This window comes from Pseudanabaena sp. PCC 9330, assembly GCF_055795045.1.
The window spans coordinates 57069-83437 of record NZ_JAYFES010000078.1 but is presented as its reverse complement, the minus strand read 5'-3'; the positions used below and the strand labels follow the sequence as shown (position 1 = coordinate 83437).

Here is a 26369-nt window from a genome sequence, read left to right as displayed (position 1 = left end):
TAGCCCGGCACTGCAACCGCTGTGCGCCCTCGCTGGGCTAGCGTTGTGGGCCTCACTCTCAATCTCTCTCCTTCAGGGAGCGAGACTTTGAGCTTTTCCGGCTCCCCTCTCCTCGGGGGGGGGCTGGGGGTGAGGCCCACCAGGAAACATCGATACCTCCCCTGCCTCGACGACAGCCCCACCAGAGATATTTCTTAACCCCCTGGTTCCTGATCTAGTCTCCTGGGCACGCTAACAGTAATACAACGGCTTGCAAGCCTAGTTTGCCTGCCGTTTCACGCTGTTTTTGAGGACTTCACCCATGGGGGCCATAATCCTACTGGTGGCCATTCTGCTGATCGCAGCGGTCATTTTGGTCAATCTCTACAACCGTCTGGTGACGGGGCGCAACCGCTACCAAAACGCCTACGCCCAGATCGACGTGCAGCTACGCCGCCGTTACGACCTGATTCCCAACCTGGTGGAGAGCGTCAAGGGCTACATGGCCCACGAGAAAGAAACCTTGGCCGCCGTCATCAGCGCCCGCAACAGCGCCATGAGTGCCAGCCGCCAGGCCGCCCAGTCCCCCGGCGACCCCCGCGCCATGACCCAGCTCGCAGTGGCCGAAGGTGCCCTCGACAGCACCCTGGGCCGGTTTTTTGCCCTCTCCGAGGCCTACCCCGACCTCAAGGCCAACCAAAACATGGCCCAGTTGATCGAAGAACTGCGCTCTACAGAGAACCGTATTGCCTTTGCCTGTCAGGCCTTTAACGACGCTGTTACCCTCTACAACACCCAGCGAGAAATGTTTCCCGGCAACCTGATTGCTGGCAGCTTTAACTTCACCCCTGCCCAGCTGCTCGAAGAGAGCGCCCCCGAGGTGAAGGCGGTGCCTCGGGTGAGCTTTAGCTAGCCATGAATTTCTTTGAACATCAAGATCAGGCCCGGCACAACACCACCAAGCTGCTGCTGCTGTTTGGCCTCGCGATCGCCCTGATCATTGCCGCCTTCTACGGCGTTGCCCTCTTTTTTGTGCCCGTTTCACACCCCGGCCTGGGGACATACTGGCGACCCGGCCTGCTGTTTTGGGTGGCCAGCGGCACCCTGGGCTTTATGGCGGTGGGCAGCGCGACGAAAATGGCCCAGCTCAGCAACGGTGGCCACAGCATTGCCCAGGGGCTAGGCGGGCGGCGGCTCGACCCCACCACCGACGACCCCGACGAACAACGGCTGATCAACGTGGTCAGCGAAATGGCTCTGGCCTCGGGCACCCCCATTCCTGCCATTTATTTGCTCGATGACGAGCCTGGCATCAATGCCTTTGCGGCGGGGAATACCGCCAACGATGCCGTGATTGGGGTTACCCGTGGCTGTCTAGATGCCCTCAACCGCGACGAGCTGCAAGGGGTAATCGGCCACGAGTTTAGCCACATTCTCAACGGCGACATGGGCCTCAACCTCAAGCTGATTGGGGTGATCCACGGGCTGTTGCTGATCTACATTACCGGGCGGGTGATCTTGCGCTGGACCTACTACCCCGGATCTGCCCGCCGCTCAAAGGACAGCGACAAGAGCGAATTTGCCCTTCTGGCGGCGGCCATGGCCATGGTGGTGATTGGCTACCTGGGATTGCTGGGAGGGCGGCTGATCAAAAGTGCTGTCGCCCGCGAGCGAGAATTTTTGGCCGATGCCTCAGCGGTGCAGTACACCCGCAACCCCAACGGCATTGCTGGGGCGCTGCGCAAGATTGGTCAGCTGTCGGCAGGCTCTGCCGTGACTGCCCCCATGGCCGAAACTGCCAGCCACCTGTTTTTTGGCGAGGCCAACGGCAGCCTGTCGTTTTTGGGCGGCTGGTTTGCCACCCACCCACCCCTGGGCGAACGGCTGCGCCGCCTGGGGCAGGTGTCCGTTCCCGAGGGCGAGCCCCTGGGCGGCCAGTCTTTCCCGACCACCTTGGGTGAAGAAAATGGTCTGGTGATGGGGTTCCAGGGAGGCACTGCTACGGTTCTGCGGGGAGCTGCGGCGGCATCCTCAGGCCTTTCTCCATCAGCGGATCAGTTTCTCACGGCCCTGGGCACCACCGATGCCAAGCAGCTAACCCAGGTGCGATCGCTGCTCACCGAGCTTCACCCCGTGCTCAAAGCGGCCCTCCACGACGCTACCGCCGCCCGCGATGTCGTCTTTGCGCTGCTGGTGCGCACCAAGCCTGCCCTACAAGCTCAGCAGATCGAGTATCTGGCCAAAACCTATGGTGCCGACTGCAAAAGCCAGGTAGGGCAGTTTTATCAATACCTAAGCAACCTCAAGCCGGGCCAAGATCTGCTGTTGGTGGAGGCGCTGGTACCGGCCCTGAGCCAGCTAGAGGTAGCGCCCCGAGAGCAGTTCTTGAAAACGGTCAAGGTGCTCAGCCAGCCCGGTGGCCGACTCTTGCTGACGGGGTATACCCTCTACCTGGTGCTGCACAAACGCCTGGCTCCCTTAGCTTCACCAGCTAACAAATCCCTCGATAGCCTCGATAGCCTCGATATGCTCTGGGGCGATGCCCTCAATCTGCTGGCCCTGCTGGCCAAGGTCGGCCACAGCCGTCCTGACGATGCTCTCTATGCCTTCAAACTCGGGATCTCCCAGCTGCCGGGGGCCAAAAAGCAGCCGTCCCCCAACGAACTGCCCGCCGTCACCCCTGCCGATTTGACCACTGGGCTGAGTCGGTTGGGGCAGGCCACACCCAAGCTCAAACAGGCGATCGTAGATGCCTGCGCCCACACGGCCTTGGCCGACAACAACGTTACTCCCGCCGAGATGAGTCTGCTGCGAGCGGTGGTGATCACCCTCGACTGCCCGGCCCCGCCTTTTCTCACCTCATAGCTATTCGCTACGCTGAGCAAGCTATTCAGAAACCCTAAAAGTGTTCAAACGTTTGAATGCATTTAGCGACGGCGAAGTTGGGTGGCAGCAGATCAGCGCGATCGCCCACGTTCTGGTTTTGATGGATGTCACCCTGTCCAAGCTCATGGGCCTGTGTCGGCGGATGCGCGATCGCGGCTTCACCACCCCCGTGCTCATGCTCACCGCTCGTGCCGGGGCCGACGCCTACATGGTCAAACCGTTTCACCTAGAAGGAACTGCGGGCTCTGCTGCGACGAGGCCAAACCGCCGTCACCCCAGTGCGAGAGCCTGCCCCAGGCCTTTATTGACCTGCGCAGCGGCATTAGCATCGTCCTGGTAATTGTGATTGTGGCGAAAATGTTCATCGGTCCCGAGTCGGGGCTGGGCAAACGAATTATCGATGCTCAGCAGGTGCTGAATGTGCAGGATATGTACGCATCGATTTTGATGGCCGGGTTGCTGGGCTATGCGCTCAACGGGCTGTTTTGGCTGGACGAAAAGTGCGGGATTCACTGGAGTGGCAAGTAGCCGGAGGGGTGGCGGGTTGCGATCGCCCAGTTTGTACCTTGGGGGGATAGCCGCAAGGTGGCTAAAGATGATCGTCCCCCGGTGCAAGGGGAGCAGACGGCCTGGGAATACTAGGTTTAGCCATTGAAGCAGTCCTTCAACACAAAAGCAGGAGTCGACCGACCCCTGCTTTTTTTAAGTAGGCTGTGCCGACAGGCTACGATGGCGACAAAAATAGGGTGAGGGCGCGGTGGTCAAAGGACTGCACCTTGCCAGCGGTATTTAGGTCTTCTACTACCCGATTCAGCAGATCGGTGGCGCGATCGCGGTGCTGGTGTTCTCGCCCTCGCAGCCGCACTAAAAACTTGACCGAATCCCCTTTACTCAACCACTCAGTAGCTCGGTTGATGCGCAGGGTGTAGTCAGATTCACCAATGTTAGGGCGAAATTTGACCTCTTTAACGGAGGGGCGAGAGGTCTGCTTCTGGCGCTTGTTCTGCTGGTACTGAAGCTTGCCGTAGTCCATAATTTTGGCTACGGATGGGCCGTCTTCGCTGGGGGAGACAACCACCAAATCGAGCTTGCTCTCTTTGGCCATTCTCAGGGCTTCTCTGGTGTCGGTGACGCCCAGGTTTTCGCCAGTCTGAGTGATCAGTAGCACCTCAGGGTCTCTGATGTCGCGGTTGACAATGGCTTTTTGTTTCTTAGCGATAAGACAAATCTCCGAATTCTACAAAAAGAGATATACAGCGGGTTTCCCTGGACTGTCGCCTATGGTGGCAAACCCTTTGTTCCTGTCAATAGGAGGACGGGGGGAGCTGCAACAACCCAGATTCGGGAAGATCCCAGGACTTAACCTGTAGGTACCTTAGCAAATTGGGGGCCGTTTTAGTTTCACCCTAAAGGCTATGCTGGGCCGATTACAGCTATATCTCCCCGCCGCCGGGTGCTCTTTTCCAAAATGAAACTTTGTAACGGAGCAGCCAAACTGAGATTGGCAGAACGCGAGTACTGCAAGGCGGAAGAACGATTTAAACTGCTCCCCCGATCGCCCATGTTGCGGCCCCGCTAAAAGGCAGGCCTCGCGAATGGGGGCCAGGTCGGCAGCTCATTGCACTGAGCTTGTGGGCTAAATATCCCCCAAAGCACGCAGCCAGGGGTGAATCTCGCGGGGGTACAGCAGCCAGGTGCGCTCAAAGGGCTGGCTGAGGGTTTGCACCAGCGGCGAGAGATCTTTGATATCGACAAAGGCGTTGTCGCTGTAGACGCAGATGCCCTGGTTATAGGTGGTGTAGCCCCGGCTCCAGGTGCGGCGCAGGCCGCTGTAGTGTTCGCCGCTGTAGCCCTGCTGGGTTAGGTGGGCTTGTACTGCCGCGAGTAACTGCTGCTGTTGGTCTGAAGATAAATGTGTAACTTCTAGGGTCTTGAGCAGGTCGCGATCGAGGTAGCGGCGGCACAGGTCGGCCAGCAGCGGGTCAGGGCTGTGTCGCCACCGCTGGAGGTGATAGGTAAAGACAATGTCGTCGCCCGCCAGGTAGGTGTCGAGACCCAGAGGGTGGTCTGGGGTCAGCAGCCAGGCGGTCACCGTGGGGTCGGCTTCCAGCTTGCCCAGGTGCAGGTCAGACCTGGCCCGCTCAACGGCCCGCTCTAGCAGCCAGGTAACGGAGATATTTTTGGGATGGTTGTACACCTGCACATACATAAAGTGACGCACCACCAGGTAGTGCTCGATCGCAGATAGACCCTTGGGGGCCACCACCAGCTGCCCGCTCTCGGGTTCGTAGCGCAGGGCCATGAGAATGCGATCTAGATCGAGCTGGCCGTAGCTGGCTCCGGTGAAGTAGCTGTCGCGCAGCAGGTAGTCGAGGCGATCGCAGTCGAGTTGGCTGCTCACCAACTGCCACACCAGGGCCACCGGGTGCTCGTGAGTGTAGACCCGATCGATGGCCTCACTCAACCCTGGGCTATGGCTCTCTAGCAGATTGTGAATTTCTGGCAGCTCGCGAATGATGCGCCTGGTCCACTGCTCATGCTCTAGGCCAAACACCTCTTCGGCGGTGTGGCTAAAGGGGCCATGGCCAATGTCGTGGAGCAGCGCCGCCCCCAGCACCGTGGCCCGGTGGGGGGCGAGATCGGGGTAGCGCCGCTGGAGCATGTCAAAGGCCCGTCGGGCGATCGCCATCACCCCCAGAGAGTGAGTAAAACGCGAACTCTCGGCCCCGTGAAAGGTGAGACTGGCCGGGCCAAGCTGGCGAATGCGCCGCAGCCGCTGAAAGGCAGGGGTGTCGATCAGCCGGGTCAGCAGCGCCTCATCGCGATCGCTGACATGGAGGGTAATCGCCCCGTGCAGGGGGTCGTGGTAAGAGCGACTGGCCTTGGGCATCCCGGCTTGGGGGCTGGGGTCAAGACGCACTGGCCACAACCGTTGCCTGGCTCAGCATCTCTAGGGCCGCCTGGTACTGGGGGTCGGCCTCGGTGGCCACGGTGTCGCGGGTCAGAGGCACACTGGCCACCATGCGATCGGGGGTAATGCCCAGCTTGTTAATGTCGTGGTGCGCAGGAGTTTCGTACTTGGCGACGGTGACCGCCAGCCCAGCTCCGTCAGACAGGTCAAACAGCGACTGAATCAGCCCCTTGCCAAAGGTGGTCGCTCCCACCAGGGTGGCCCGGCCATTGTCTTGCAGCGCCCCGGCCAAAATCTCGCTGGCGCTGGCCGTACCTTCGTTCACCAGCACCACCAAAGGCGCATCGGTGATGGCCTGGCCAAACGATTCAAAGCTGTCGAGAATGCCCTGGCGATTGACGGTATAGACAATGGTGCCCTGGGGCAGCCACAGGCGGGCGATTTCAATCCCAGCCTGAAGGAGGCCGCCGGGGTTGTTGCGCAGATCGAGTAAGTAGGCCTCAGCCCCCTGGTCAGCCAGCTGACGAATGGCCTCGGCTACCTTCTCCGCCGCGTTGCCGTTGAACTGACTTAGACGCAGATAGCCCACTTGCTGCCCTGTAGGTGATGTTTTGAGCGCCGTTACCACGGGGTTAAGGGTAATCGTGTCTCGCGTGAGAGAGACCTGCTGTGGCTGGTCTTCGGCATGGCGCAATTGCAGCGTCACGGAGGTGCCGCGCTGGCCTCGCATCCGGGCAGCCGCTTCATCTAGGGTTAAATCTTGGGTGTCGACGCCATCGATCGCCAGCACCAAATCCTGAGGTTGAATGCCTGCCTGCTCGGCGGGCGATCCCTCGATTGGGGCGATCACCCGCAGCCAGCCCGGAGTCTCATCCTTAGAAATTTGCAGGCCCACCCCAGTGAGTTCTCCAGCAGTATTGGTCTGTAGACTGCGGTATTGGCTAGGAGGCAGCAGCCGGGTGTAGGGGTCTTCTAAACCCACCAGCATGTCTTGAATGGCTTTGTAGGTGTCATCGCGGCTGGTCAGGGGCTTGTCGAGGGCACGCTGGCGAGTAAACCACCAGTTTTGGTGATTGAAAGTCTCATCGACATAGGCTCGATTGACGATGCGCCAGACCTCTGCGATTAGATTCTGCTCTTCGGTCAGGGCTAGGGCTGGCCCGGTGGCTACCCCACCTACCACTAGCCCAACCAGACAAAGGCAGAGAATACTGAGGCGCAGCAAAGGTCTGAACATAGATTACGACGGCAACGGCAGATAGTGAACCGACAGCTAGCAGGAGGTGCTGACGCTATAGCTTTAAGGGCTTATGCCTAATTCTTGAGCATCGACGCAAGCCCAGCCCTCAGACTTGCGCTCCACATTAGTGTATTCTGACCAAATTTTTCCCGATTGCGATCGCCCAATCACAATTCCCGACTTTTGCCGGCTTTGGCAGGCCACCCAGGTACTGAGGCATGAGTGGGGATGCGATCGCCGCCTTGAGGCCAAATCTGACCGCTCAATGTAACAAAATGTTGCAAGCTCCCAGGCAAAATCTATCGCTACCTTGAGGCTGGTTGATGCCCTAGGGTAAAGCTTTTGCGGCGATCGCGGCGTTTGACTCCAAAGGTATGCTCCCCAGGGCTTAGAATCTACAAATGAGAACTTAGCGTTGCCATTACGGCTATGTTACATTTTTCATTGATGGCAATTATAGATATATAGAGTTAACCGCTTCATGTTTACTAAGCAAGTTACCGACTCTAAGGCCTACCAGTGGTTTAACGAGCGGCTAGAGATTCAGGCCCTGGCCGACGATATCTCTAGCAAGTACGTGCCGCCCCACGTCAATATTTTTTATTGCCTGGGCGGTATTACCCTGACCTGCTTCCTAATCCAGTTTGCTACTGGGTTTGCGATGACCTTTTACTACAAGCCTACGGTCACTGAAGCATTTAGCTCTGTGCAGTACCTGATGACCGACGTCAACTTCGGTTGGCTGATTCGGTCGGTTCACCGCTGGTCTGCCAGCATGATGGTGCTGATGATGATTCTCCACGTGTTTCGGGTGTATCTCACTGGCGGCTTCAAAAAGCCCCGTGAACTCACCTGGGTGACGGGCGTAGTGCTGGCGGTAATCACCGTTACCTTTGGTGTTACCGGTTATTCTCTCCCCTGGGACCAGGTGGGCTACTGGGCGGTGAAGATTGTGTCTGGCGTACCCGGTGCCATTCCTGTAGTGGGTTCTACTGTGGTTGAGCTCATGCGCGGTGGCGAAGCCGTGGGTCAATCGACCCTGACCCGCTTCTACAGCCTACACACCTTCGTTCTCCCCTGGGCGATCGCCGTGTTTATGCTGTTGCACTTCCTGATGATTCGCAAGCAGGGCATCTCTGGCCCTCTGTAAGAGGGTAGAAGAGTGGGGTTGCCTTAGGGCACCCCTTTAGGGGCATGACGTTTGGTTTCAGCTGCACAGATTGCCCCAGTTAAATGGTTTAAACTTTGGGCCAAGCCCAACCGGCTGTAACAGGAGAAGCTTTTAAATGGCGACCATTAAAAAACCGGATCTCAGCGATCCTAAGTTAAGAGAGATGCTCAAGCAGGGCATGGGGCACAACTACTACGGCGAGCCCGCCTGGCCAAACGACCTGCTCTACATCTTCCCCGTGGTTATTTTCGGCACCATTGCCTGCTGTGTGGCTCTCGCCGTGCTTGACCCCGCTCTGGTGGGTGAGCCTGCTGACCCCTTTGCCACCCCGCTCGAAATTCTGCCTGAGTGGTATTTGTATCCTACCTTCCAGATTTTACGCATCGTACCCAGCAAGCTGCTGGGCATCGGCGCGATGACCGCTATTCCTCTAGGGCTAATGCTGGTGCCTTTCATCGAGAGCATCAACAAGTTCCAAAACCCTTTCCGTCGTCCTCTGGCTACCACAGTGTTCTTGTTTGGCACGGCGGTAACCCTATGGCTGGGTATTGGCGCTACCTTCCCCATTAGCGAATCTCTAACTCTGGGCTTGTTCTAGGGTTGAATCTCGACTAATAGTGCAAGACCTGCGTAGAACTGTATCGTTTTGCGCAGGTCTTTTTGCTATGGGTATACTCTTTCGCTAAGCTAAATTTGGCGGCTTTGGTAAAAGCTGATACAGGAAGGTCTATGGCGCGAACAAGCAACAGGCAGAAACATTTGCAGGTGGACAGCAAGCTAGACTTGATAGCTCAGGTACAGCGCTGGTTTCGGGATAATTGCCAATCCATCGAGGGAGACTCGGCCTGGGTGAGCAGCTACTACGATCGCCTTGCCCTGGCCCTGACCGAAGGTTTCACCAATGCTGTGCGCCACGCCCACGCCCACCTGCCTCCCGAAACTGGCATTGACATCGACCTGGCCCTCGACACTGACCGGGTGGAGATTCGCATTTGGGATCATGGCGACCCCTTTAACCCAGAGCTGCTGCCCGAACCCCAGCCCGGAGAACTGCTCGACAGTGGCTATGGCTGGTTTTTACTGCGTCGCCTGGCGGATAAGGTAACCTACTACCGCTCCCAAGACGGACGCAACTGTCTGTCAATTGTGAAGTACGGCACTTGCCTGACCTAGGCAACTATTAGCGGTGGTCATCAAGCCTAGGTAGATCTGACGCCCTGACCCCGGCGCTACAATACGGGATGAGGTCAGCACCCCTGGGTACGTCCTCCCTTCGCTCCACGGAGACCACCTACTGTGAACTTCAACCGATCTAACCAAATTCAGCTCAATTTTTCGGGGCTGGGCTGCTGGCTCACTCTATTTGGGGTGGTTTGGCTGCTGGGGGCCGTGGGCTTGGGCTGGATCGTCAAGTCATTGGCGGCGCTAGTAGTGCTGGTGCTGGTGACGCCAGTGCTGGCCTTTTTGGGGCTGAGATTTTGGCTGCGGCGCAACCTGGTACAGGGTGCTTGTCCAGTATGTGCCACCGCAGTGACCGGCATTAAAGGCTCTGAGACCACCTGTTTAAATTGTGGCAGTGCCCTGCGCACCGAGGCCGATGGCTTTTCTCGGCTGGCCGAGGCGGGTACCATTGACGTCACCGCCTTAGATGTGGTGGATGTAACCGCTACATCCGTTCTGCCGGAGGCAGACTAAGAATACCTGGCCAGAGGCAGACTGAAAATATCTGGCTAGAGGCAGACTAGGAATACCTGGCCGGAGAAAGATTAATGCCCTCCTGATACCAACTCCTATGTCGAAGTGAGTCTGTGTTGTTAGGATAGATTACAGAACGCTATTACCCAGAACGCACCTATGCCCGCCGCCATTCAAGTTGAAAAAACCAAGCTTAAGCAGCCGCCCCTAGAGATTCACACCCTGGGCGATCGCGTGCTGCGCCAGCCCGCCAAGCGAGTGGCTAAGGTAGACGATGAGATTCGTGCCCTGGTGCGGGAGATGCTGCAAACCATGTACAGCGCCGACGGCATTGGTCTGGCGGCACCCCAGGTAGCGGTCAACAAACAGCTGCTGGTGGTCGATATTGACCCAGAGAATGCTGCTAACCAGCCCCTGGTGCTGGTTAACCCTCAGATCGTCAAGGTCTCTAAGGAGCTCGCCACTGGCCAGGAGGGCTGTCTCAGCATTCCTGGCGTGTATTTGGATGTGGTGCGCCCAGCGGCCCTAGAAGTGTCTTACAAAGATGAGAACGGTCGGCCTAAGAAGCTCCAGGCCAGCGACCTGCTGGCCCGCTGCATTCTCCACGAGATGGATCACCTCACTGGGGTGCTGTTTGTCGATCGCGTTGAGAATGCCCTAGCCCTGAATCAAGAGCTCAAAAAGAACGGCTTTTATGCCAAAGATGTGCAGCCGGTGACCCCCTAGGAACGTGTTAGACTGCCTCGGTGGGGCGGCACTAGCCCCCGACAAGGGCAGTATGAGGAGAATTTTCTGTGACCCCTAAAAGTGGCTTGTTGCTGGGTGGTTCTTGCGTGGCGGCGATCGCTGCCGTGGGATCTGTCTTTGAACTATCCTCCGGTAGCCCTGACTGGGGCACTGTACCCACCACCATCATTTTGGGCCTTTGTCTGCCCCTGGTCATCTTTTTGTTCTATGCTGCCGTCAAAGACGCCAAGGCCAATCAAGAGTAGAACAGCCAAGAGCAGGGCAGTATTTTGGGGCTGAGGTGGGCAAGGGATGCGATCGCAGGAATCCTAGGTAGTCTTTGTGCTGTCTCGGTTTTTGCTTGCGAGGAGGGGGAGCACAAGGGTCATCGCTATACTGACAGCATCTACGATAGAAACTACTCACTGAGGATAGAGCTATGGAGCTACCCCGAGACACCCCCCTACTGACTCGGCGATCGCTGCTAGCTTCGGCAGCAGCGGGTTCTGCAGCAATCTTAATTGGCCGTCGGGCTCAGGCCTACGATGTGGTGCTCAACCCCACTGCCCCTGAGCTGGGCGATACCATCTCGGTCATCGCTATTCCCCGCACCCCGGCCTCCAACCAACCCCTTGTCACCGTCAATGACCGTACCGAATATCCCACCTTCCCCTTCGGCAATGGTCAATATCGGGCGCTGATACCCACTAGCCCCCTCGATCCACCAGGGCGTATGGTGATTCGCGTGATCGGCACAGGGGAGACCCGCAATCTGGCGGTGGGGCTTAAAAATCGCAACTTCCCGACCCAGCGCATTACCCTATCGCCCAGTCGTAGCAACCTGGGCACCCAGCGTGAGTTTGACCGGGTCGCCGCTTTTAAGACACTGGTTACCCCTGAGCGCTACTGGAGTGGGCCACTGGTGCGCCCAAGCCAGGGTCGTACCAGCACCCCCTACGGCGTGCGTCGCTACTACAATGGGGTGTTTGCTCAAGATTACTACCACCGGGGGCTAGACTATGCCGCCCCCACCGGCTCCCCGGTGACTGCGCCAGCCGCTGGCCGTATTGCCCTGGTGGGCCGAGTGGCCGATGGCTTTGAGCTCCACGGCAACACTGTGGGCATCGACCACGGCCAGGGGGTGCTGAGTATCATGATTCACCTCAGCCGCATCGATGTACGTGAGGGCGACCTTGTGCAAACGGGCCAGGTAGTTGGCGCTGTGGGCGATACGGGGGCCGCCACCGGGCCACACCTGCACTGGGGTCTTTACGTCAATGGTGTCAGCGTCGACCAGCTGCCGTGGATGGCCAGCGGGTTTCAGTAGCGCGGGTCTCTGCGTTAATCTTGGCTATGCCTGTAGCCCCGGCGGCGCTTTCCGCCAAGGTGTTGCTGAGCAATGCTTACCAGTCGCGTCAGGAAAGATGGCATGAGCACCTATGAGATTTTGGCCCGCACTAGCCGCCAGCGGGTGAGTGATGGCGACAGCATGCCTCTGCTCACCGGCTGTGAGCAAGCAACCCAAATACTGGTGCTGGTGTGGTCGCAGCTGGGCGACTTCGACAGTTTGGAGTATGCCTGGTGGGTGCAGCGGGAGGCAGAGACCCTGCGGCAGCGAGGTATTGCGGTGCGGGCGGTGGGTATCGGCGATCGCGCCTCGGGCCAAAAGTTCTGCGCCTATACCGGTTTCCCCTCTGAACAGCTGTTTGTCGATGAAACGGCTGCTTTGCACCGAGAGCTAGGCCTCTACAAGGGACTCACCCTCAAACTGCCGGGGCTGAAGCCGGGGCAGGCCGCCTGGGTCAACCTGATGTTGATGTGTGCGGGCATCAAAAGTCCTGGTACGCTGCGGGAGGTGCTGCGGGGCTATACGGGCGATCGCCATGCTCCCCAGCTGATTGGCGATGACGAAGTGGTCAAAGCTGGGCCACTGCCGCCCCTGACCGGCAAAGCCTTTGACATCGTTGGCGGTGATGGTTTTCAGCGGCCCATTGAGCTGGCCACTCTGCGCCTGCGCAACATGACCGAAGTGCTGAGTAACTGGAAGACCTACGTGCCCGATGCGGCCTACCTGACTCAGCGGGGCGGCACGTTTTTGTTTGATAGCGAGGGAAATTTGCTGTACAACCACAGCGATCGCGGCATTCTTGGCTTTGCCGAGACCATGGCCAATCCCCTGGCCTTTCTGGAAGCCTATGTCCCCAAGGCTATACGGAATTGAGAATCGCTATGGCCTGGCTTTTGACAAATCTTGCTTAGCTATACCTGATCTGGCAGAGGAACTTGTATTTGCCCCCACGGGTTGCCCTGCTGGGAATCGAGGGGCTGGGGTTTGATCAACAGGCTAGGTCGCTGACTCCAAGGGTTTGGTAGCGGGCGATCGCGGCGGCAGATTTTCGAGCAGCACCTTATCGACTCGGCGACCATCCATATCGACCACCTCAAAGCGCAGCCCCTGCCACTCAAAAAAGTCGCCTGCGGTGGGAATGCGACCCATATGCCGAATCACAAAGCCTGCCAGGGTATGGTAGTTGTCTTCGTCTTCGCTGAGCTGTTCGCGATGGAGCAGTTCTTTGAGATCGGGCACAGGCAATAGCCCATCGAGCAGCCAAGAGCCATCTTCTCGCTGGGTCATCATCGGAGCGTCGGCGTCTTCGATGGAGGTCAGATCGCCGACGATCGCCTCCACTACGTCATTGAGGGTGACTAGCCCCTCAACCCCGCCGTACTCGTCAAGCACCATGGCAAAGTGGGTACCCGACGACTTAAACAGCTCTAGCACCTTGAGTACGTAGGTGCTCTCGGCCACGAACAGGGGCGGCTGCACCAGACTCAGCAGAGTCACGGGCGGGGTCGACTGACTGAGGTAGTTGGGCAGCAGCGCCTTCAGCGACACAACCCCCACACAGTCGTCGACGCCGCTGTTGCATACCGGAAAGTGGGAGTGGGCACTCTGCATGACCAGCTCGCTATGCTCGGCAAAGGAGGCATCTACTTTGAGCCACTCAATGTCGGTACGAGGAGTCATAATCGAGCGTATTGGGCGATCGCCCAGTTGCAGCACCCGCCCCATCATTTCTTGTTCGGCCACTTCAAAGGTGCCAGCCTCGGTGCCCTGGTCAATCAGCAGGCGCAGCTCTTCTTCCGTGATGGCGGCTTCGGGTCGTTCTTTGAGCCCCATCAGCTTCACCACAAAGCTGGTCGAAATCCCCAGGAGAGTCACTAGCGGGGCGGCCAGCTGAGAGAGGCGCTGCATAGGCCCCGATACCTGACAGGCGATCGCCTCTGGGTAGCTCAGGGCGATGCGTTTGGGCACCAGTTCGCCCACAACCAGAGACAGGTAGGTAATCAACCCCACCACGATGGTTAGACTGAGCAGGTCGCTGTAGGGGGCAAGGGCAGACACCTGGTCTAGCTTCAGGCGCAGGCTGTTGGCCACAGTGGCACCCCCCAGGGCACCGCTGAGAATGCCAATCAAGGTGATACCGATCTGCACCGTCGACAAAAAATTGTTGGGGTTATTGGCCAGCTTGAGAGCCAGCCGCGCCTTGGTATTGCCCTGCCTCGCCTTCTGCTCGAGGCGGGCCTTGCGGGCCGACACCAGAGCAATCTCTGAGCCTGAAAACACCCCATTGGCTACAATCAGCAGCAGAATGAATACACCTTCGAAAGCAATGGCGGACATAGGTTAGGCGTTAAAGGGATTAAAACTGCATTGGGCTTGCCCCTCAGAATAATGGATTGAGCCATAGATTTGTGTCTAACCTCGTCTATGAAGGCAGCCGCATATAGGCTGCTGACGAGGGCGATCGCCCTCCATCTCGGTTAACCCACCCAGGAAACATCATCCGAGTTGGGTTTGGTTGGCGCTTGAGCAGAGGGGCTTGTGACCGTCTTGGGCTGGCCGGCTGGCGTGTGAGCGGCATCGCGCTCATTTACCTGCTTCCGCTTGATAAATGCAGACGCCGCCGACTCCTCCGGGGCCAGCGATCGCAGAAACCAATCCAGCGTCTCTTGAGAGAGCCAGCCGTGCAAGACCGCCAGCGCCCCAATTCTCAGACCCGCCTGCGCCTGCTCTTGCAGCAGGGCATCTACCTGCTGAGAATCTAACAGCCCCGCCTGCTGAAAGTAATAGCCAATGGGGCGATCGCGACCCACCTTGGCAATCTTCGGCCACTGTTCAGCGAAAAATTCGATCGCGTCACGCTTGACCCACCCGCGCAGTTCCAGAATGTCCCCGAATCTCAAATCGGGCTGCCATTTTTGGTCCTGAAGCACCACAGCAAGCTGAGCCGGGGAGAGCAACCCTGCCCGTTGCAACATTTCTCCGAGAGGTCTGGTTTGAGGCTGAGCTGGCATGGCTAAACGGTCAACGAAGACGGCGATGATCTCTATTCTACTGTTGCGCTATTGGGTCGCGTTCTTGGGTCACGGTCAACGCAGCCACTGGTTCAACCAAAATGTTTGCCCCAGCCAATCTTCGTATCGCACCCCTACGCAATCCCCTTCCCCTGCTCCAATTGCCCGCAACCGGGCCTCTTCTGGCCTAATGTAGTAGAGAAACCCGGCCAGAAGAGGCTGCTTGGGCGCAGTGCCCAGGGCCGAATCTGCGATAATAACCCGAATCATCCTTCACCCCTAATTAACCCCAGGCCGTGACAGACACCAAAAGCTACAAAGACACCGTTCTGCTGCCCCAAACCCGCTTTGACATGCGGGCCAACGCCACCAAGCGCGAACCGGAGATTCAAGCCTTTTGGGCCGAGAACCAGATCTACGAAACGCTGTCGGTCAACAACCCCGGCGAGGTATTTGTGCTGCACGACGGGCCGCCCTACGCCAACGGCGACCTGCACATTGGCCACGCCCTCAACAAAATTCTCAAAGACACTATTAATAAGTACCAGCTGCTCAAGGGCCGCAAGGTGCGCTACGTGCCCGGTTGGGATTGCCACGGCCTGCCCATCGAGCTAAAGGTGCTGCAAGCGATGGACAGCGAGGCGCGGGAGAAGCTGACGCCGATCAAGCTGCGCTACAAAGCGCGGGACTTTGCCCTTAAAACGGTGGAGCGCCAGCGGGAGGGCTTTAAGCGCTACGGCGTCTGGGGCGACTGGGAACACCCCTACCTGACCCTCAAACCCGAGTACGAAGCGGCCCAGATCGACGTATTTGGCCAGATGTACCTGAAGGGCTACATCTATCGCGGACTGAAATCGGTGCACTGGAGCCCCAGTTCCCAAACCGCCCTGGCCGAGGCCGAGCTGGAGTACCCCGAGGGCCACACCTCCCCCAGCATCTATGCCGCCTTCCCGATGGTGAGCGCATCCCCTGAGGCGAAGGTGGCGCTGGAACCGTACCTGGCCGAGCTGGGCGTGGCGATCTGGACGACGACCCCCTGGACGATTCCGGCCAACCTGGCCGTGGCGGTGAATGCCGAACTCACCTACGCCGTGGTGGAGGTCGCGTCTGGGACGCCGTTTAAGTATCTGATCATTGCGAAGGATTTGTGCGATCGCATGGCCCAAGTCCTTGGCTCTGAGCTGACGATCAAGGCTGAAATCAAAGGCGCGGCCCTGGAGCATTCCACCTACCGCCATCCCCTGTTCGATCGCACCAGCCCCATCGTCATTGGCGGCGACTACGTCACTACTGAGTCGGGTACGGGCTTAGTCCACACCGCCCCCGGCCACGGTGACGAAGACTTTAAGGTGGGCCAGCGCTACGGTCTGCCGGTGCTCTGCCCGGTGGATGAAAAGGGCGACATGACCGCCGAAGCTGGCCCCTTTGAAGGGCTCAACGTGCTGAAGGATGCTAACCCGGCGGTGATTGAGGCGCTGGAGAAGGCGGGTTCGCTGCTCAAGCACGAGCCCTACGTGCACAAATACCCCTACGACTGGCGCACCAAGCAGCCCACGATTTATCGCGCCACCGAGCAGTGGTTTGCTTCTGTCGAGGGCTTCCGCGACGAGGCGCTAAAGGCGATCCAGGAGGTACAGTGGATTCCGGCCACGGGCGAGAACCGGATTACCTCTATGGTGGGCGATCGCTCCGACTGGTGCATTTCGCGCCAGCGCACCTGGGGCATGCCGATCCCGGTTTTCTATGACGAAGCGACGGGCGAACCGCTGCTGAATGAAGAGACTCTGGCCCACATCAAGGCGATCTTTGCCGAGAAGGGTTCCGACGCCTGGTGGGAGCTGAGCGAGGCCGAACTGCTGCCCGAGGCCTACCGCAACAACGGCCACACCTACCGCAAGGGCACCGACACCATGGATGTGTGGTTTGACTCGGGCTCGTCCTGGGCGGCGGTGGCCCAGCAGCGGGACGAACTGGCCTACCCCGTCGATATGTACCTAGAAGGCTCTGACCAGCACCGGGGCTGGTTCCAAAGCAGCCTGCTGACCAGCGTGGCGGTGAATGGTCACGCGCCTTACAAAACGGTGCTCACCCACGGCTTTGCTCTCGACGAGCAGGGGCGCAAGATGAGCAAATCCATCGGCAATGTGGTTGACCCCTACGTCGTCATCAACGGCGGCAAAAACCAGAAGACAGACCCGCCCTATGGGGCCGACGTGCTGCGCCTGTGGGTCTCGTCGGTCGACTATTCCTCCGATGTGCCGCTGGGGGGCAACATTCTCAAGCAGATGTCGGACGTATACCGCAAGATTCGCAACACGGCGCGGTTTTTGCTGGGCAACATCAATGACTTTGACCCCGCCAAAGATGCGGTGCCTTACGACCAGCTGCCCGAGCTCGATCGCTATATGCTGCACCGCATGACCGAGGTGTTTGCCGACATCACCGACGCCTTCGAGACCTACCAGTTCTTCCGCTTCTTCCAAACCGTGCAGAATTTCTGCGCGGTCGATCTGTCGAACTTTTATTTGGATATTGCCAAGGATCGGCTGTACATCAGCGCGGCGGATTCGTTCCGCAGGCGGAGCTGTCAGACGGTGCTGGCGATCGCCATCGAAGCCCTGGCCCGCGCGATCGCCCCGGTGCTCTCCCACATGGCCGAGGACATCTGGCAAAATCTGCCCTATCCCACCGCCCATAAGTCCGTATTCCAGGCGGGCTGGGTAAAACTGGATGACCAGTGGCAGCAGCCGGAACTGGCCGAAACCTGGAGCCAGATTCGCACCGTGCGCCAGGAGGTAAATAAAGTCCTTGAACAGGCCCGCACCGCCAAGGATATTGGCTCGTCGCTGGAGGCCAAAGCGTTGCTGTACGTGGCCGACGCGGAGCTGCGGGAAACGCTGGCGGCGATGAATCCTGGGAATGCGATCGCCCCCGACACCAACCATGTAGATGAACTGCGCTATCTGTTCCTGGTATCTCAAGTTGAGGTGCTGGATTCCCCAGCATCCCTCGCTGGGGTGAAGTGCAATAGCGAGTCCGATGCCCTGGGGGTGGGCGTGGTGCCAATATCGGAGTGCGTTGGCGAAGCCTACACGAAGTGTAATCGCTGCTGGAACTACTCGACCCACGTGGGCGAGAGCAGTGAAGACCCGACGATCTGCGATCGCTGCGTCGAAGCTCTGGCGGGTTCGTTTTAATCAACCTAGAAACCCGTTTCCTAGCAGGTTAAGTAGGCTAGGTTGAACCTGGGTAGACCGCAAATCGCCAGGCCCTCGAATCACAAGGGTCTGGCGATTTGTGACGACTAGCTGCCTCGCTGATCGCGATTATATGATTCAAGCTCTAGCAGGGTGACGGTTCCATCTCCGTTTAAGTCGGCGGCTAAATTCTCCATATTAGTTTGGCCAGCGCTCGCCAAAGGGGCCACAGCCAACGTTGCCAAGGTCATCATTAAACCAGTAATCAAAAAGAGTTTCATGGTTAAATCTCCGATTAGATTTTATTGACGGGTTTTATAGCGGACTCAGTCCAAAGGACTAAATCAAGTAGCAAGCCTGGATTTAAGCGAAACCAAAAAGTGAATTGCGAATGATCGCAACCCACCACCAAAAAGGTTTAAAACGCCAAGCCAGTAGCTGACGTATCCCGCGAATAATTCAGGCTTTTGGGCTTTTTACTTTTCCCTTTGCGAGACTATTATGGGTTTCTTATGCTAGATATTTTAGCTTGGCAGATCTAAGGCCTAGAATTCTCTTGAAAAGGGACGCTAAAACTTAATTTAACTGACTGGTAAATATTGAGCTCTGCTGCATAACTTTGATTTTAGACAAGTCTGGGTAGAACTTTTGCCTCTAGGAGTAATGAGGCCATTTAATATATGTTCAAGACAAGCCTTAATTGGCTGCTGCTGTAATAAGATGTTGCGGCTTATTTTCTCTTGTCGATGTGTTCTAAATTTTCTTGGATACACAATTTAGATTTGGTGCCATCTCCCCATGCCTGCTGGCAGGATGGGTGCTTGTGAGCCGCTCTGGTATTAGACCAGGAGCAGGGCATGGCATTATTCTAGGGATGTCTTTCACCAGAAGAGGTCTATATTTACGGCTTTGCGCTTTGATACCGCCCCAACCCAGGCGCGAATTGATTAGGGTTGGGCGCTGCCCGCCAGCTTTGACATGGGGCGCAACGCTCACCACAGCTATTTATACCGAACCCAGATTCCATAACCCCGATTTTCTACGGGCAAACCTGTAGGGGCAAACCACAGTTCACCCTGCCAATCGAGGGTAGGCGAGCAGGATTGGTGTTAGACGCAGAAACCGGGTTTCTGCCCTGCGGGTTTCTAAAGCCCCATTGAAGATGAGGCTCTGCAAAAATTCAACTTCTCTCATTTCCCCCTGCCCATCAACCGTCGGGGAATTGCCAACAGGAGATATGCTCGACCCGACGACTGCCGCAGACGCAGACAAGATGCTCATCGTCGGAGGCCATCCAAGTTTCGTCGCAGTCGCGGCAGTGGCAGAGAATATTGTTCAAATTGGCCTGGGCTAGGCCAAAGCGCCAGCGCTCTAGCTCGTCGGGGGTGAAGTGGGAGGGCGGGTCAGTCATAGAGATTTTAGACTGGCAATTTTAGCTCTGTAGGGGGGCAGCGCCAGCGCTCTGGGCGGAACCTAAAAGCCGGAGTTGTACCGTACCCATTCCAGCATGATATCGAGTTTGCGGGCCACGATCGCCCCCGCGACAAACCCTGCCCCGTGGCCCACCCACGATTTGCCCCGCTGCAGCGGCAGCAGACCCCAGAGGGCGCTGCCGTAGAGCAGGCCGACAACTACGGCGGCGGCGATCGCCCCTGGGCTGCGTTCAAAATAGCCCCGCAGCAAAATATAGCCCAGGTAGCCAAAGATCACGCCGCTGGCCCCCAGGTGGCGGGTGCCGGGGCGGCCTAACAGCCAAATGCCAACGCCGCTAAACAGCCAGCAAAATGCGGTCACCAGCCCCAGCACCTCTAGCCCCTGGAGCAAGATCACGGTGCCCAAAATCACCAGCGGCCCCGAGTTGGCGACCAGATGCCCCCAGCTGCCGTGGAGCAGTGGGGCGACCACAATACCGGGGATACCCTCTAAACTGCGGGGGGCGATCGCCAGTTTGGGCAGCAACCGGCGTCCGGTGAGAAAATCGGCGATCGCCAGTGCCCACATCACCGCCAGCAGGTAGGCCAGCAAAATAATGCCCTCGCGAAAGCCCTCGGGCAGGGTTAGAGAATTCAGAGCAAACAAAGGGATAGCGCCAAAAAAAATCTGTTTCTCAGGCTAACACCTGGGCCAGGGTAGGGTTGAGATATTGGGCCAGTTGGGTGCCATCGACCCCCAGATCGGTGCGATCGCCTGCCGCCGCCCGAGCCGCCTGCCCGTGCCACCAGGCTCCGACCACTGCAGCATCTACTGCTGCCGCTAGGGAGGTATCGCCTTGGGCCAGCAGGCCGCCAATTAACCCCGTCAGCACATCGCCACTGCCCCCTCGAGCCAGGGCTGGAGTGCTCTCGGGCACGTACCAGATGGTGCCGTCGGGGTGGGCGATCGCCGTACAAGCGCCCTTCAGCAGCACCACGGCCCCGCTGCCCCCAGCTGCTGCCCCAGCCGCGGCCCCGGCATCCATCGCCGCCCCCAGCACTCCCGGAAATAACCGCTCAAACTCGCCTCGGTGAGGCGTGAGCACTGTGGGGGCCGACCGCTGGGCCAGGGTAGCGGTAGCGCCCAGATCTGCCAGTAGGTTGAGGCCGTCGGCGTCTAGCAGCAGCGGCGCGGCGCTGTTGAGCACGGCTGGCACTGGGGCTATGGCGCTGCGGCTGAGCCCTGGCCCGCAGGCGATCGCATTGTAGCGAGCGAGATCGAGGTCATCAGGCAGACGGGCGATCGCGCCGTCTTCCGTCTCTACACAGCCCACCACCAGCGCCTCTGGCATTTGGGCCACCACCATCAGCCGCAGTGACTCGGGCACGGCCAGAGTGAGCATACCCACCCCGCTGGCCCTGGCCCCCAGCGCCGCCAGCAGCGCCGCCCCAGCATAGGGCCGTGACCCAGCCACCAGCAGTAGATGCCCAACGCGATACTTGTGGGTATTGGGCTGGCGGGGCAGAGGGAGTTTTTCTCGAATCATGGCTGAGGTAGCTCGCCCCACGGGTGGGGTAGAGTCTAAAACAGCCGCGATCGCCCGCTGGGGAATGTCAAAGTCGATCAGATGAGACTGCCCCAGGTAAGCTAGCGCTCCATCCTGACAAAAAGCCCGTTTCCACAGGCCCAGACAGAGGGTGTGGGTGGCCCGCACCGCGACTCCCAGCACCGCCCCGGTGTCGGTGTGCAGCCCCGAAGGCAAGTCGATACTCACCACGGGGCATGGCGCCTGATTTATAGCCGTGACTTCAGCCGCGATCGCCCCTGCCACAGGCCGCTCTAAACCAAAGCCAAACAGTCCATCTAAAATCAGGTCGCAGGGGGCCAGTGCCGCCATCGTGTCGACAACGCCAATGCCCAGGTACTGTGCGTACCTCAGGTGATCAGCGGTCAGTGGTTTGGATTGACTGATCGGGCTGCACACCTGCACCTGGTAGCCCTGGGCCGCTAGCTCTCGCCCCACCACCAGAGCATCGCCACCGTTGTGGCCCGGCCCGGCCACTATCCCAACACAGGGATAGACCTGCACTGGAAAGTGAGCCATGACCCAGGCGGCAACCCGCCCCGCCACCTTTTCCATCAGTGCTGCTACGGGCATACCCTCGGCAAACAGGTGGGCTTCGATCGCCCGCATCTGCTCGGCAGTCACAACGCGATCGAGCTGGCCAGCAAAAAGCCCGTCCAGGGCTCTATGGGTAGAGGCCTGGACGGGCTGGGGTTGAAGGTTCATGTTTGCATGCAGAGCCTTTGAGTGCAGAGACAGTAGCGCTCCAGTGCTACCGCTCAAAGTAAACCCGACTGTTGCCGAGTCCGGCTTCCCGATAAAAGTTGTTCCATCGGTTGGCTAGACCGCGATCGGTAAAGGGGCCAATGGCCACATGGGGGCCACGGGGCGACGTGCGCTGCTGCACCTGGGCCGCTGGGGTACCCAGCTGAATCACCTGATTGCTCAGGCTGGCCAAATTAGACGCATCAGTCGGAATCACCACAAAATAGGGCGCATCAAACGACTGGCTAGGCGGGGCCGACGCCGGCGGCGGCATCATCGCGCCAGGATTGGGGACGGGGGGCATGCCTCCGTTTAGCTGTTGGCCAAACTCCACATTGCCAGGGGCGGGAGGTACCTGGGCCACAGTTGTCGGTAGGGCGGGCACTGGCACCGCCGCCACCCCAGGCCCTGGGCCGTAGGCGGCATCGGGCAGCGGCGGCAAATCGCCGTTAGACGCATAGACATTGGCAGGCAGAGCAGGTACCTGAGCGTAGGAGGGGACCGCTGCCGCCACCTGGGTCATCTCAGCTCTGACCCCCAGACCCGCCAGATCGGTGACGCGCTGCTGGGCATTGCCCGTCATATTAAAGCGCCCAGCCTGAATCACCGATCGCCCCTGAAACGTGGTGCGAAAGGCCGTTGGCTCAACCAGCCGCACCTGACTGAGGGTAGCCTCGCTAGTGTCAGAGACATAGATCAAATACTGCTGGCCACTGGTAGGCACAGGCGGCAGGGCCGCTCCTGGTATCGGCATGGCCCCAGCTGGCAGAGGGGGCACCATATCGTAGGTTTGAGCCAGCCCCTGGGGGGCGATGCTGAGGCCGGTGATCGCGGCTGCGATCGCCGCACCAGTCACTAATCTAGGCGAGAGCCAACCCTGGCCAAAGCTCGACTTTACCTGTAACTTGTCGCTTGCGAAATCAGTTTGCATTGCCATCACGAATACTGCCCATTGCGTAAAGATGAACCGGCAGACGGTCAAGCATCAACGATTTTTTGCCCGTCCTCTCTATATGTCTTGAGGATGTTAGCGCAGATTTGAAATACCGCGTCATTTTGTCCCAAACTTCTGGTGGCTGCGGTTTGAGGTCAGCCCTTGTGCCAGTCCTGTGACCCAGATCACCTAGATCATCTATCAAGGTCACCTCTAGACTCGCCTGCGAGTCACCCGTAGTCAGTGTGTCATTTCTTACGATAGGGGCATCTCTGCAACCCGTAAGCGCTATGGCTAATCCCTGCAGCAAGCCCCTCAGGAGCAACCCGTTCACAACCCAGCGCGACCCACAAACGGGAGAGTGGCAGGTGGTAAAGACCCACCCCAGGCGCAGCCGACAGCCCCTGGGGATCAGACAACTCACCAGCCGCCCCGATCAGATTTACCCGATTCAGCGGTTGATCGCAGCCTCGCGTTTGGCTACTACTCCCATCCAAGAGGTGGCAGAGCCCTGGGGGCTGAGCTATAGTTTGGCTCATTCTGACCTTGCTGGACGCATCACCCCACTGCCATGCGCCAACTGTATCCACCCCTTGAGCCCTACCACACCGAATATTTAGCCGTCTCCGATCGCCACCGCCTCTACGTAGAACTGGCGGGCAACCCCATGGGCAAGCCTGTGGTGTTTCTCCACGGTGGGCCTGGGGGCGGCACCAACCCCACCTATAGACAGTTTTTTGACCCCCACCGCTGGCGCATTGTGCTGTTTGACCAGCGGGGCTGCGGCAAAAGTCTGCCCTATGCCGATCTCGAAGACAACAATACCTGGGCCTTAGTCAGCGACATTGAGAAACTTCGCATTCACCTAGGCATTGAGCAATGGACGGTGTTTGGGGGCAGCTGGGGTAGCACTCTGGCGCTGACCTACGCCCAAACTCACCCCGATCGCTGCTGCGGGCTGATTTTGCGGGGTATTTTTACCCTGCGCCAGCGCGAGATTCGCTGGTTTTATCAAGAGGGGGCCAGCTACCTCTACCCCGACGCCTGGGAAGCTTACCTCGCCCCTATTCCTGAGGCAGAGCGCGATGACTTAGTAACCGCCTACTACCGCCGCCTCACCAGTGACGATGTCCAAGAACGCCTTGCCGCCGCCCGCGCCTGGGCCGTCTGGGAAGCCAGCACCAGTAAGCTCGTGCAAGATCCCGGTCTGCTGCGCCACTTTGGGGCCGACGAGTTTGCCGTCGCCTTTGCCCGTATTGAGTGCCATTACTTCATCAATAGGGGATTTTTTGAGCAGGATGACCACATTCTTCGCCATGTGGATTGCATCCGCCACATCCCCGGTGTCATTGTCCAGGGTCGCTACGATGTGGTCTGCCCCGCCACCACCGCCTGGGAGCTGCACCGGGCCTGGCCCGAAGCCCAGTTTGTGCTGGTGCAGGAGGCTGGCCACTCAGCCATGGAACCAGGAATTATCCATGCCCTGATTGAGGCAACGGATGAGTTTGCGGGTAGGTAGCAGCTGTTAATCGGCCATCCCATCGCTGCCTGGCAGACCTGTAGGGCGCAGCCTAGCAGTTCGCTCTGCCGAATTGGGGGTGGGCGAGCGGGCTTTAATCAACCTTCTGGCCCTACCCTACTACCCGGCGAGCCAGCCACCGCTGCACCCCCCACAGCCCTCCGGCGACCAGCGCCCCCAGCCACAGCCCGCGCCCTAGCTGGGTGTGGCCGTCAAGCAAACACCAGCCGCCGAGGCCGCCGAGGCTGAGGGTGCTGGCGGCAACGGTAGCGAGCATGGCGCGGAGGGCCTGGTGAGTAGTGACCAATTGTTCGGATAGGTCGCCTGGGGTCAGGGATGCTTCTAGGGTTTTGGCGGCGACTTGAAAGGATGCATAACTGGTGGGGTCGACCTGGTAGTAGGTCCCGAGATCGGCGTCGCGCAGGGTGGCGACGGTATAGAGGCCAAACTGCTTGGCTTGAGCGATCGCATCGCGGATCTGCCGCCGGGTGGCCACTGGCCCCAGAGCTTCAAACACCGACTGACGATAGACTCCGGTTTTGGCCATGGTCAGCACGCGATCGGTGAGGTCGAGGGGGGTGAGGTTCACGGGTTTAATTACGCTGTTTTTAGGCACGCTGTTTTTGGGCCTGGCTAACCGCCGTCAACAGAAAATTTGTACTACCTGATATTACGAAAAACTCTGGGATTGCACACCCCCTCAGAGGCGGTGCCTATGATTGAGTTGGCATTGAAAAAGCTGGCAGCTTGACCTCAACGTTAAGTATCGGCTGAATCAGTTGCCCTGGTAGCGATATTTTATTTCCGTTGGGGAGATCTATGGCCACGGCACAGCAGCCCACTACCCTAGGTGAACTGGCCCACGGTGCGATCGCCAAATACCTCAACCAGGCGATCGCCTACGAAAAGTCTGTCAAAGCCGATACCGACCCTGAAAACCTCCACCAAATGCGGGTCGGCCTGCGCCGCCTGCGGACTGCCATTGAGGTTTTTGATCCTGGGTTGGAGTTGCCCAAGGCTGGGCGCAAAGCCAAGGTTGCGGCTGTAGCCCGCAAGCTAGGTACCCTGAGAGATCTAGATGTGGTGTGGGCGACGTTGTGCGATCGCTACGCCCCTCACCTCCCCGACCCTGAGCAAGATGGCCTGGGCGCGGTGCTGCTCACCCTGGCCCGACAGCGCCACCACACAGTCAAACAGGTGAAAAAGCTGCTGAAGGGCGATCGCTATGGCGATCTCAAACAGGCCCTGGGGGCATGGCTGGAGAAGCCGGTGTATGGGGCGATCGCCCCTCTCCCCGCCGACCAAGTGCTACCCGATCTGATCCTGCCCTTAGTCAGCCGGCTCTGGCTTCACCCCGGCTGGCTGGTAGGTACCAAAACTACTCCCAAGGGCATGGCCGCCAATATCCGCCTCGGCCAGGCCGCCATAGATGCCCTGATTGCTGCACAGGGGACACAACTCCATAGCCTGCGCAAGCAGGTCAAACGGGTGCGCTACCAACTGCGCTTAGTCGCTGACCTCTATCCCCACGTCTTGGATGCTGACATGGATCGCCTCAGCGCCATGCAAGATACCCTGGGCGACCTGCAAGACAGCACCGTTCTCGCCGCCTTTATCGAATCGGTGGTGCCCGGGGCCCAAGGCCAAATGCCGCACCTCTTTACTCTGCTGACCGACAGTCGCCATCGCGCCTGGAAGCAGTGGCAAACCCACCAGCAGTTTTACCTCGACCCCGCCCAACGCCAGCGACTGCGCCTCGCCCTGTTGCACCCCGGCACCCCAGAGCAAAACGCGATCGCCACTGCCGAAAAATCTGCTAACGAAGAAACTACCCAGTCCACGCCACGCCACCGCACTGCTAAAAATAAAACTGTGGCACCAAAAGCGTCTCGGGCAAAGGCAAAGCCAAAACCGCAGCCCCCAGAGATCGCATAACCAGACCGCATAACCTCTTCTCCACGGCCAAGCTCTGGCGTCTTTCTACAGGACGTTCTGAGAAGCCGCCAAGCA

The 26369-nt window shown here is 58.8% G+C and carries 26 protein-coding genes and 1 pseudogene; 16 read left to right on the top strand and 11 right to left on the bottom strand.

All coding sequences use genetic code 11. From position 1 onward, the window contains the following. The first annotated feature begins 301 nt into the window (after positions 1–301). The 4 genes and pseudogenes from AC0QKW_RS06710 to AC0QKW_RS06695 form a co-directional block, all read left to right on the top strand. Positions 302–892, top strand: a complete 591-nt coding sequence (locus AC0QKW_RS06710) for a LemA family protein (protein WP_473150285.1) — start codon at positions 302–304, stop codon at positions 890–892. Between the two features lie 2 nt (positions 893–894). Continuing rightward, positions 895–2844, top strand: a complete 1950-nt coding sequence (locus tag AC0QKW_RS06705; RefSeq protein WP_473150284.1) for a M48 family metallopeptidase — start codon at positions 895–897, stop codon at positions 2842–2844. A 52-nt stretch (positions 2845–2896) separates the two neighbouring features. Continuing rightward, positions 2897–3205: a response regulator gene (locus AC0QKW_RS06700; protein WP_473150298.1), complete on the top strand. Its 309-nt coding sequence runs from the start codon at positions 2897–2899 to the stop codon at positions 3203–3205. Next, a pseudogene (locus AC0QKW_RS06695) lies at positions 3148–3393 on the top strand (ABC transporter permease); the annotation flags it as partial. The gene AC0QKW_RS06700 and the pseudogene AC0QKW_RS06695, both read left to right, overlap by 58 nt. A 196-nt stretch (positions 3394–3589) precedes the next feature. On the opposite strand, the gene infC reads toward AC0QKW_RS06695, so the two are convergent. From infC to ctpA, 3 genes are all read right to left on the bottom strand, one after another. Then, the gene (gene infC / locus AC0QKW_RS06690) at positions 3590–4063 is read right to left on the bottom strand and encodes a translation initiation factor IF-3 (protein ID WP_473150297.1); all 474 of its coding nucleotides are present in this window, start codon (positions 4061–4063) and stop codon (positions 3590–3592) included. Positions 4064–4501: 438 nt separating this feature from the next. Further along, complete coding sequence (locus AC0QKW_RS06685; RefSeq protein ID WP_473150296.1) at positions 4502–5755, bottom strand: HD domain-containing protein; 1254 nt, start codon at positions 5753–5755, stop codon at positions 4502–4504. Between the two features lie 19 nt (positions 5756–5774). Further along, positions 5775–7013 (bottom strand): carboxyl-terminal processing protease CtpA, encoded by a 1239-nt coding sequence (gene ctpA, locus AC0QKW_RS06680; protein WP_473150283.1) that lies wholly within the window; start codon positions 7011–7013, stop codon positions 5775–5777. Between the two features lie 484 nt (positions 7014–7497). Between ctpA and petB the strand changes: the two genes are divergently transcribed. From petB to AC0QKW_RS06640, 8 genes are all read left to right on the top strand, one after another. After that, positions 7498–8166 (top strand): cytochrome b6, encoded by a 669-nt coding sequence (petB, locus tag AC0QKW_RS06675; RefSeq protein WP_473150282.1) that lies wholly within the window; start codon positions 7498–7500, stop codon positions 8164–8166. Positions 8167–8302: 136 nt separating this feature from the next. Next, complete coding sequence (gene petD, locus AC0QKW_RS06670; protein ID WP_473150281.1) at positions 8303–8785, top strand: cytochrome b6-f complex subunit IV; 483 nt, start codon at positions 8303–8305, stop codon at positions 8783–8785. 131 nt (positions 8786–8916) lie between these two features. Beyond that, positions 8917–9360 (top strand): ATP-binding protein, encoded by a 444-nt coding sequence (locus AC0QKW_RS06665; protein WP_473150280.1) that lies wholly within the window; start codon positions 8917–8919, stop codon positions 9358–9360. Positions 9361–9483: 123 nt separating this feature from the next. Beyond that, a complete protein-coding gene (locus AC0QKW_RS06660) occupies positions 9484–9882 on the top strand; it encodes a hypothetical protein (protein WP_473150279.1) in 399 nt (132 codons plus the stop codon). 159 nt (positions 9883–10041) lie between these two features. Beyond that, positions 10042–10608, top strand: coding sequence for a peptide deformylase (gene def, locus AC0QKW_RS06655; RefSeq protein ID WP_473150278.1), 567 nt, complete (start codon positions 10042–10044; stop codon positions 10606–10608). Between the two features lie 68 nt (positions 10609–10676). Continuing rightward, positions 10677–10874, top strand: a complete 198-nt coding sequence (locus tag AC0QKW_RS06650; protein WP_473150277.1) for a hypothetical protein — start codon at positions 10677–10679, stop codon at positions 10872–10874. Between the two features lie 173 nt (positions 10875–11047). Continuing rightward, a complete protein-coding gene (locus tag AC0QKW_RS06645; protein ID WP_473150276.1) occupies positions 11048–11935 on the top strand; it encodes a M23 family metallopeptidase in 888 nt (295 codons plus the stop codon). A 102-nt stretch (positions 11936–12037) separates the two neighbouring features. After that, entirely contained in the window at positions 12038–12829 is a 792-nt protein-coding gene (locus AC0QKW_RS06640) for a peroxiredoxin-like family protein (protein ID WP_473150275.1), read from the top strand. Positions 12830–12952: 123 nt separating this feature from the next. On the opposite strand, the gene AC0QKW_RS06635 is transcribed toward AC0QKW_RS06640, so the two are convergent. Both AC0QKW_RS06635 and AC0QKW_RS06630 read right to left on the bottom strand, forming a co-directional pair. After that, on the bottom strand, positions 12953–14293 hold the full coding sequence (locus tag AC0QKW_RS06635) for a hemolysin family protein (protein WP_473150274.1): 1341 nt from the start codon (positions 14291–14293) through the stop codon (positions 12953–12955). Positions 14294–14433: 140 nt separating this feature from the next. Beyond that, positions 14434–14889 carry a hypothetical protein gene (locus AC0QKW_RS06630; RefSeq protein ID WP_473150273.1) on the bottom strand — a complete coding sequence of 152 codons (456 nt, stop codon included), beginning with the start codon at positions 14887–14889 and terminating at the stop codon, positions 14434–14436. 431 nt (positions 14890–15320) lie between these two features. Between AC0QKW_RS06630 and ileS the strand changes: the two genes are divergently transcribed. Continuing rightward, positions 15321–18164, top strand: a complete 2844-nt coding sequence (gene ileS, locus AC0QKW_RS06625; RefSeq protein ID WP_473150295.1) for an isoleucine--tRNA ligase — start codon at positions 15321–15323, stop codon at positions 18162–18164. Between the two features lie 107 nt (positions 18165–18271). Here the strand turns inward: ileS and AC0QKW_RS06620 are convergent, their stop codons facing one another. From AC0QKW_RS06620 to AC0QKW_RS06600, 5 genes are all read right to left on the bottom strand, one after another. After that, the gene (locus AC0QKW_RS06620) at positions 18272–18445 is read right to left on the bottom strand and encodes a hypothetical protein (RefSeq protein ID WP_473150272.1); all 174 of its coding nucleotides are present in this window, start codon (positions 18443–18445) and stop codon (positions 18272–18274) included. A gap of 926 nt (positions 18446–19371) precedes the next feature. Further along, the gene (locus AC0QKW_RS06615; RefSeq protein ID WP_473150271.1) at positions 19372–19575 is read right to left on the bottom strand and encodes a hypothetical protein; all 204 of its coding nucleotides are present in this window, start codon (positions 19573–19575) and stop codon (positions 19372–19374) included. 62 nt (positions 19576–19637) lie between these two features. Then, positions 19638–20243, bottom strand: a complete 606-nt coding sequence (locus AC0QKW_RS06610) for a rhomboid family intramembrane serine protease (protein ID WP_473150270.1) — start codon at positions 20241–20243, stop codon at positions 19638–19640. Positions 20244–20271: 28 nt separating this feature from the next. Then, the gene (locus AC0QKW_RS06605) at positions 20272–21867 is read right to left on the bottom strand and encodes an NAD(P)H-hydrate dehydratase (RefSeq protein WP_473150269.1); all 1596 of its coding nucleotides are present in this window, start codon (positions 21865–21867) and stop codon (positions 20272–20274) included. Positions 21868–21913: 46 nt separating this feature from the next. Beyond that, positions 21914–22837 carry a hypothetical protein gene (locus tag AC0QKW_RS06600; protein WP_473150268.1) on the bottom strand — a complete coding sequence of 308 codons (924 nt, stop codon included), beginning with the start codon at positions 22835–22837 and terminating at the stop codon, positions 21914–21916. 293 nt (positions 22838–23130) lie between these two features. On the opposite strand from AC0QKW_RS06600, the gene AC0QKW_RS06595 reads away from it, so the two are divergent. Both AC0QKW_RS06595 and pip read left to right on the top strand, forming a co-directional pair. Then, positions 23131–23460 carry a hypothetical protein gene (locus AC0QKW_RS06595; protein WP_473150267.1) on the top strand — a complete coding sequence of 110 codons (330 nt, stop codon included), beginning with the start codon at positions 23131–23133 and terminating at the stop codon, positions 23458–23460. Further along, entirely contained in the window at positions 23412–24359 is a 948-nt protein-coding gene (gene pip / locus AC0QKW_RS06590; RefSeq protein ID WP_473150266.1) for a prolyl aminopeptidase, read from the top strand. Before AC0QKW_RS06595 ends, pip begins: the two co-directional genes overlap by 49 nt. Positions 24360–24471: 112 nt before the next feature. On the opposite strand, the gene AC0QKW_RS06585 is transcribed toward pip, so the two are convergent. Continuing rightward, positions 24472–24948 (bottom strand): hypothetical protein, encoded by a 477-nt coding sequence (locus tag AC0QKW_RS06585; RefSeq protein WP_473150265.1) that lies wholly within the window; start codon positions 24946–24948, stop codon positions 24472–24474. Positions 24949–25178: 230 nt separating this feature from the next. On the opposite strand from AC0QKW_RS06585, the gene AC0QKW_RS06580 reads away from it, so the two are divergent. Continuing rightward, on the top strand, positions 25179–26294 hold the full coding sequence (locus AC0QKW_RS06580; protein WP_473150264.1) for a CHAD domain-containing protein: 1116 nt from the start codon (positions 25179–25181) through the stop codon (positions 26292–26294). The last annotated feature ends 75 nt before the right edge of the window (positions 26295–26369 follow it).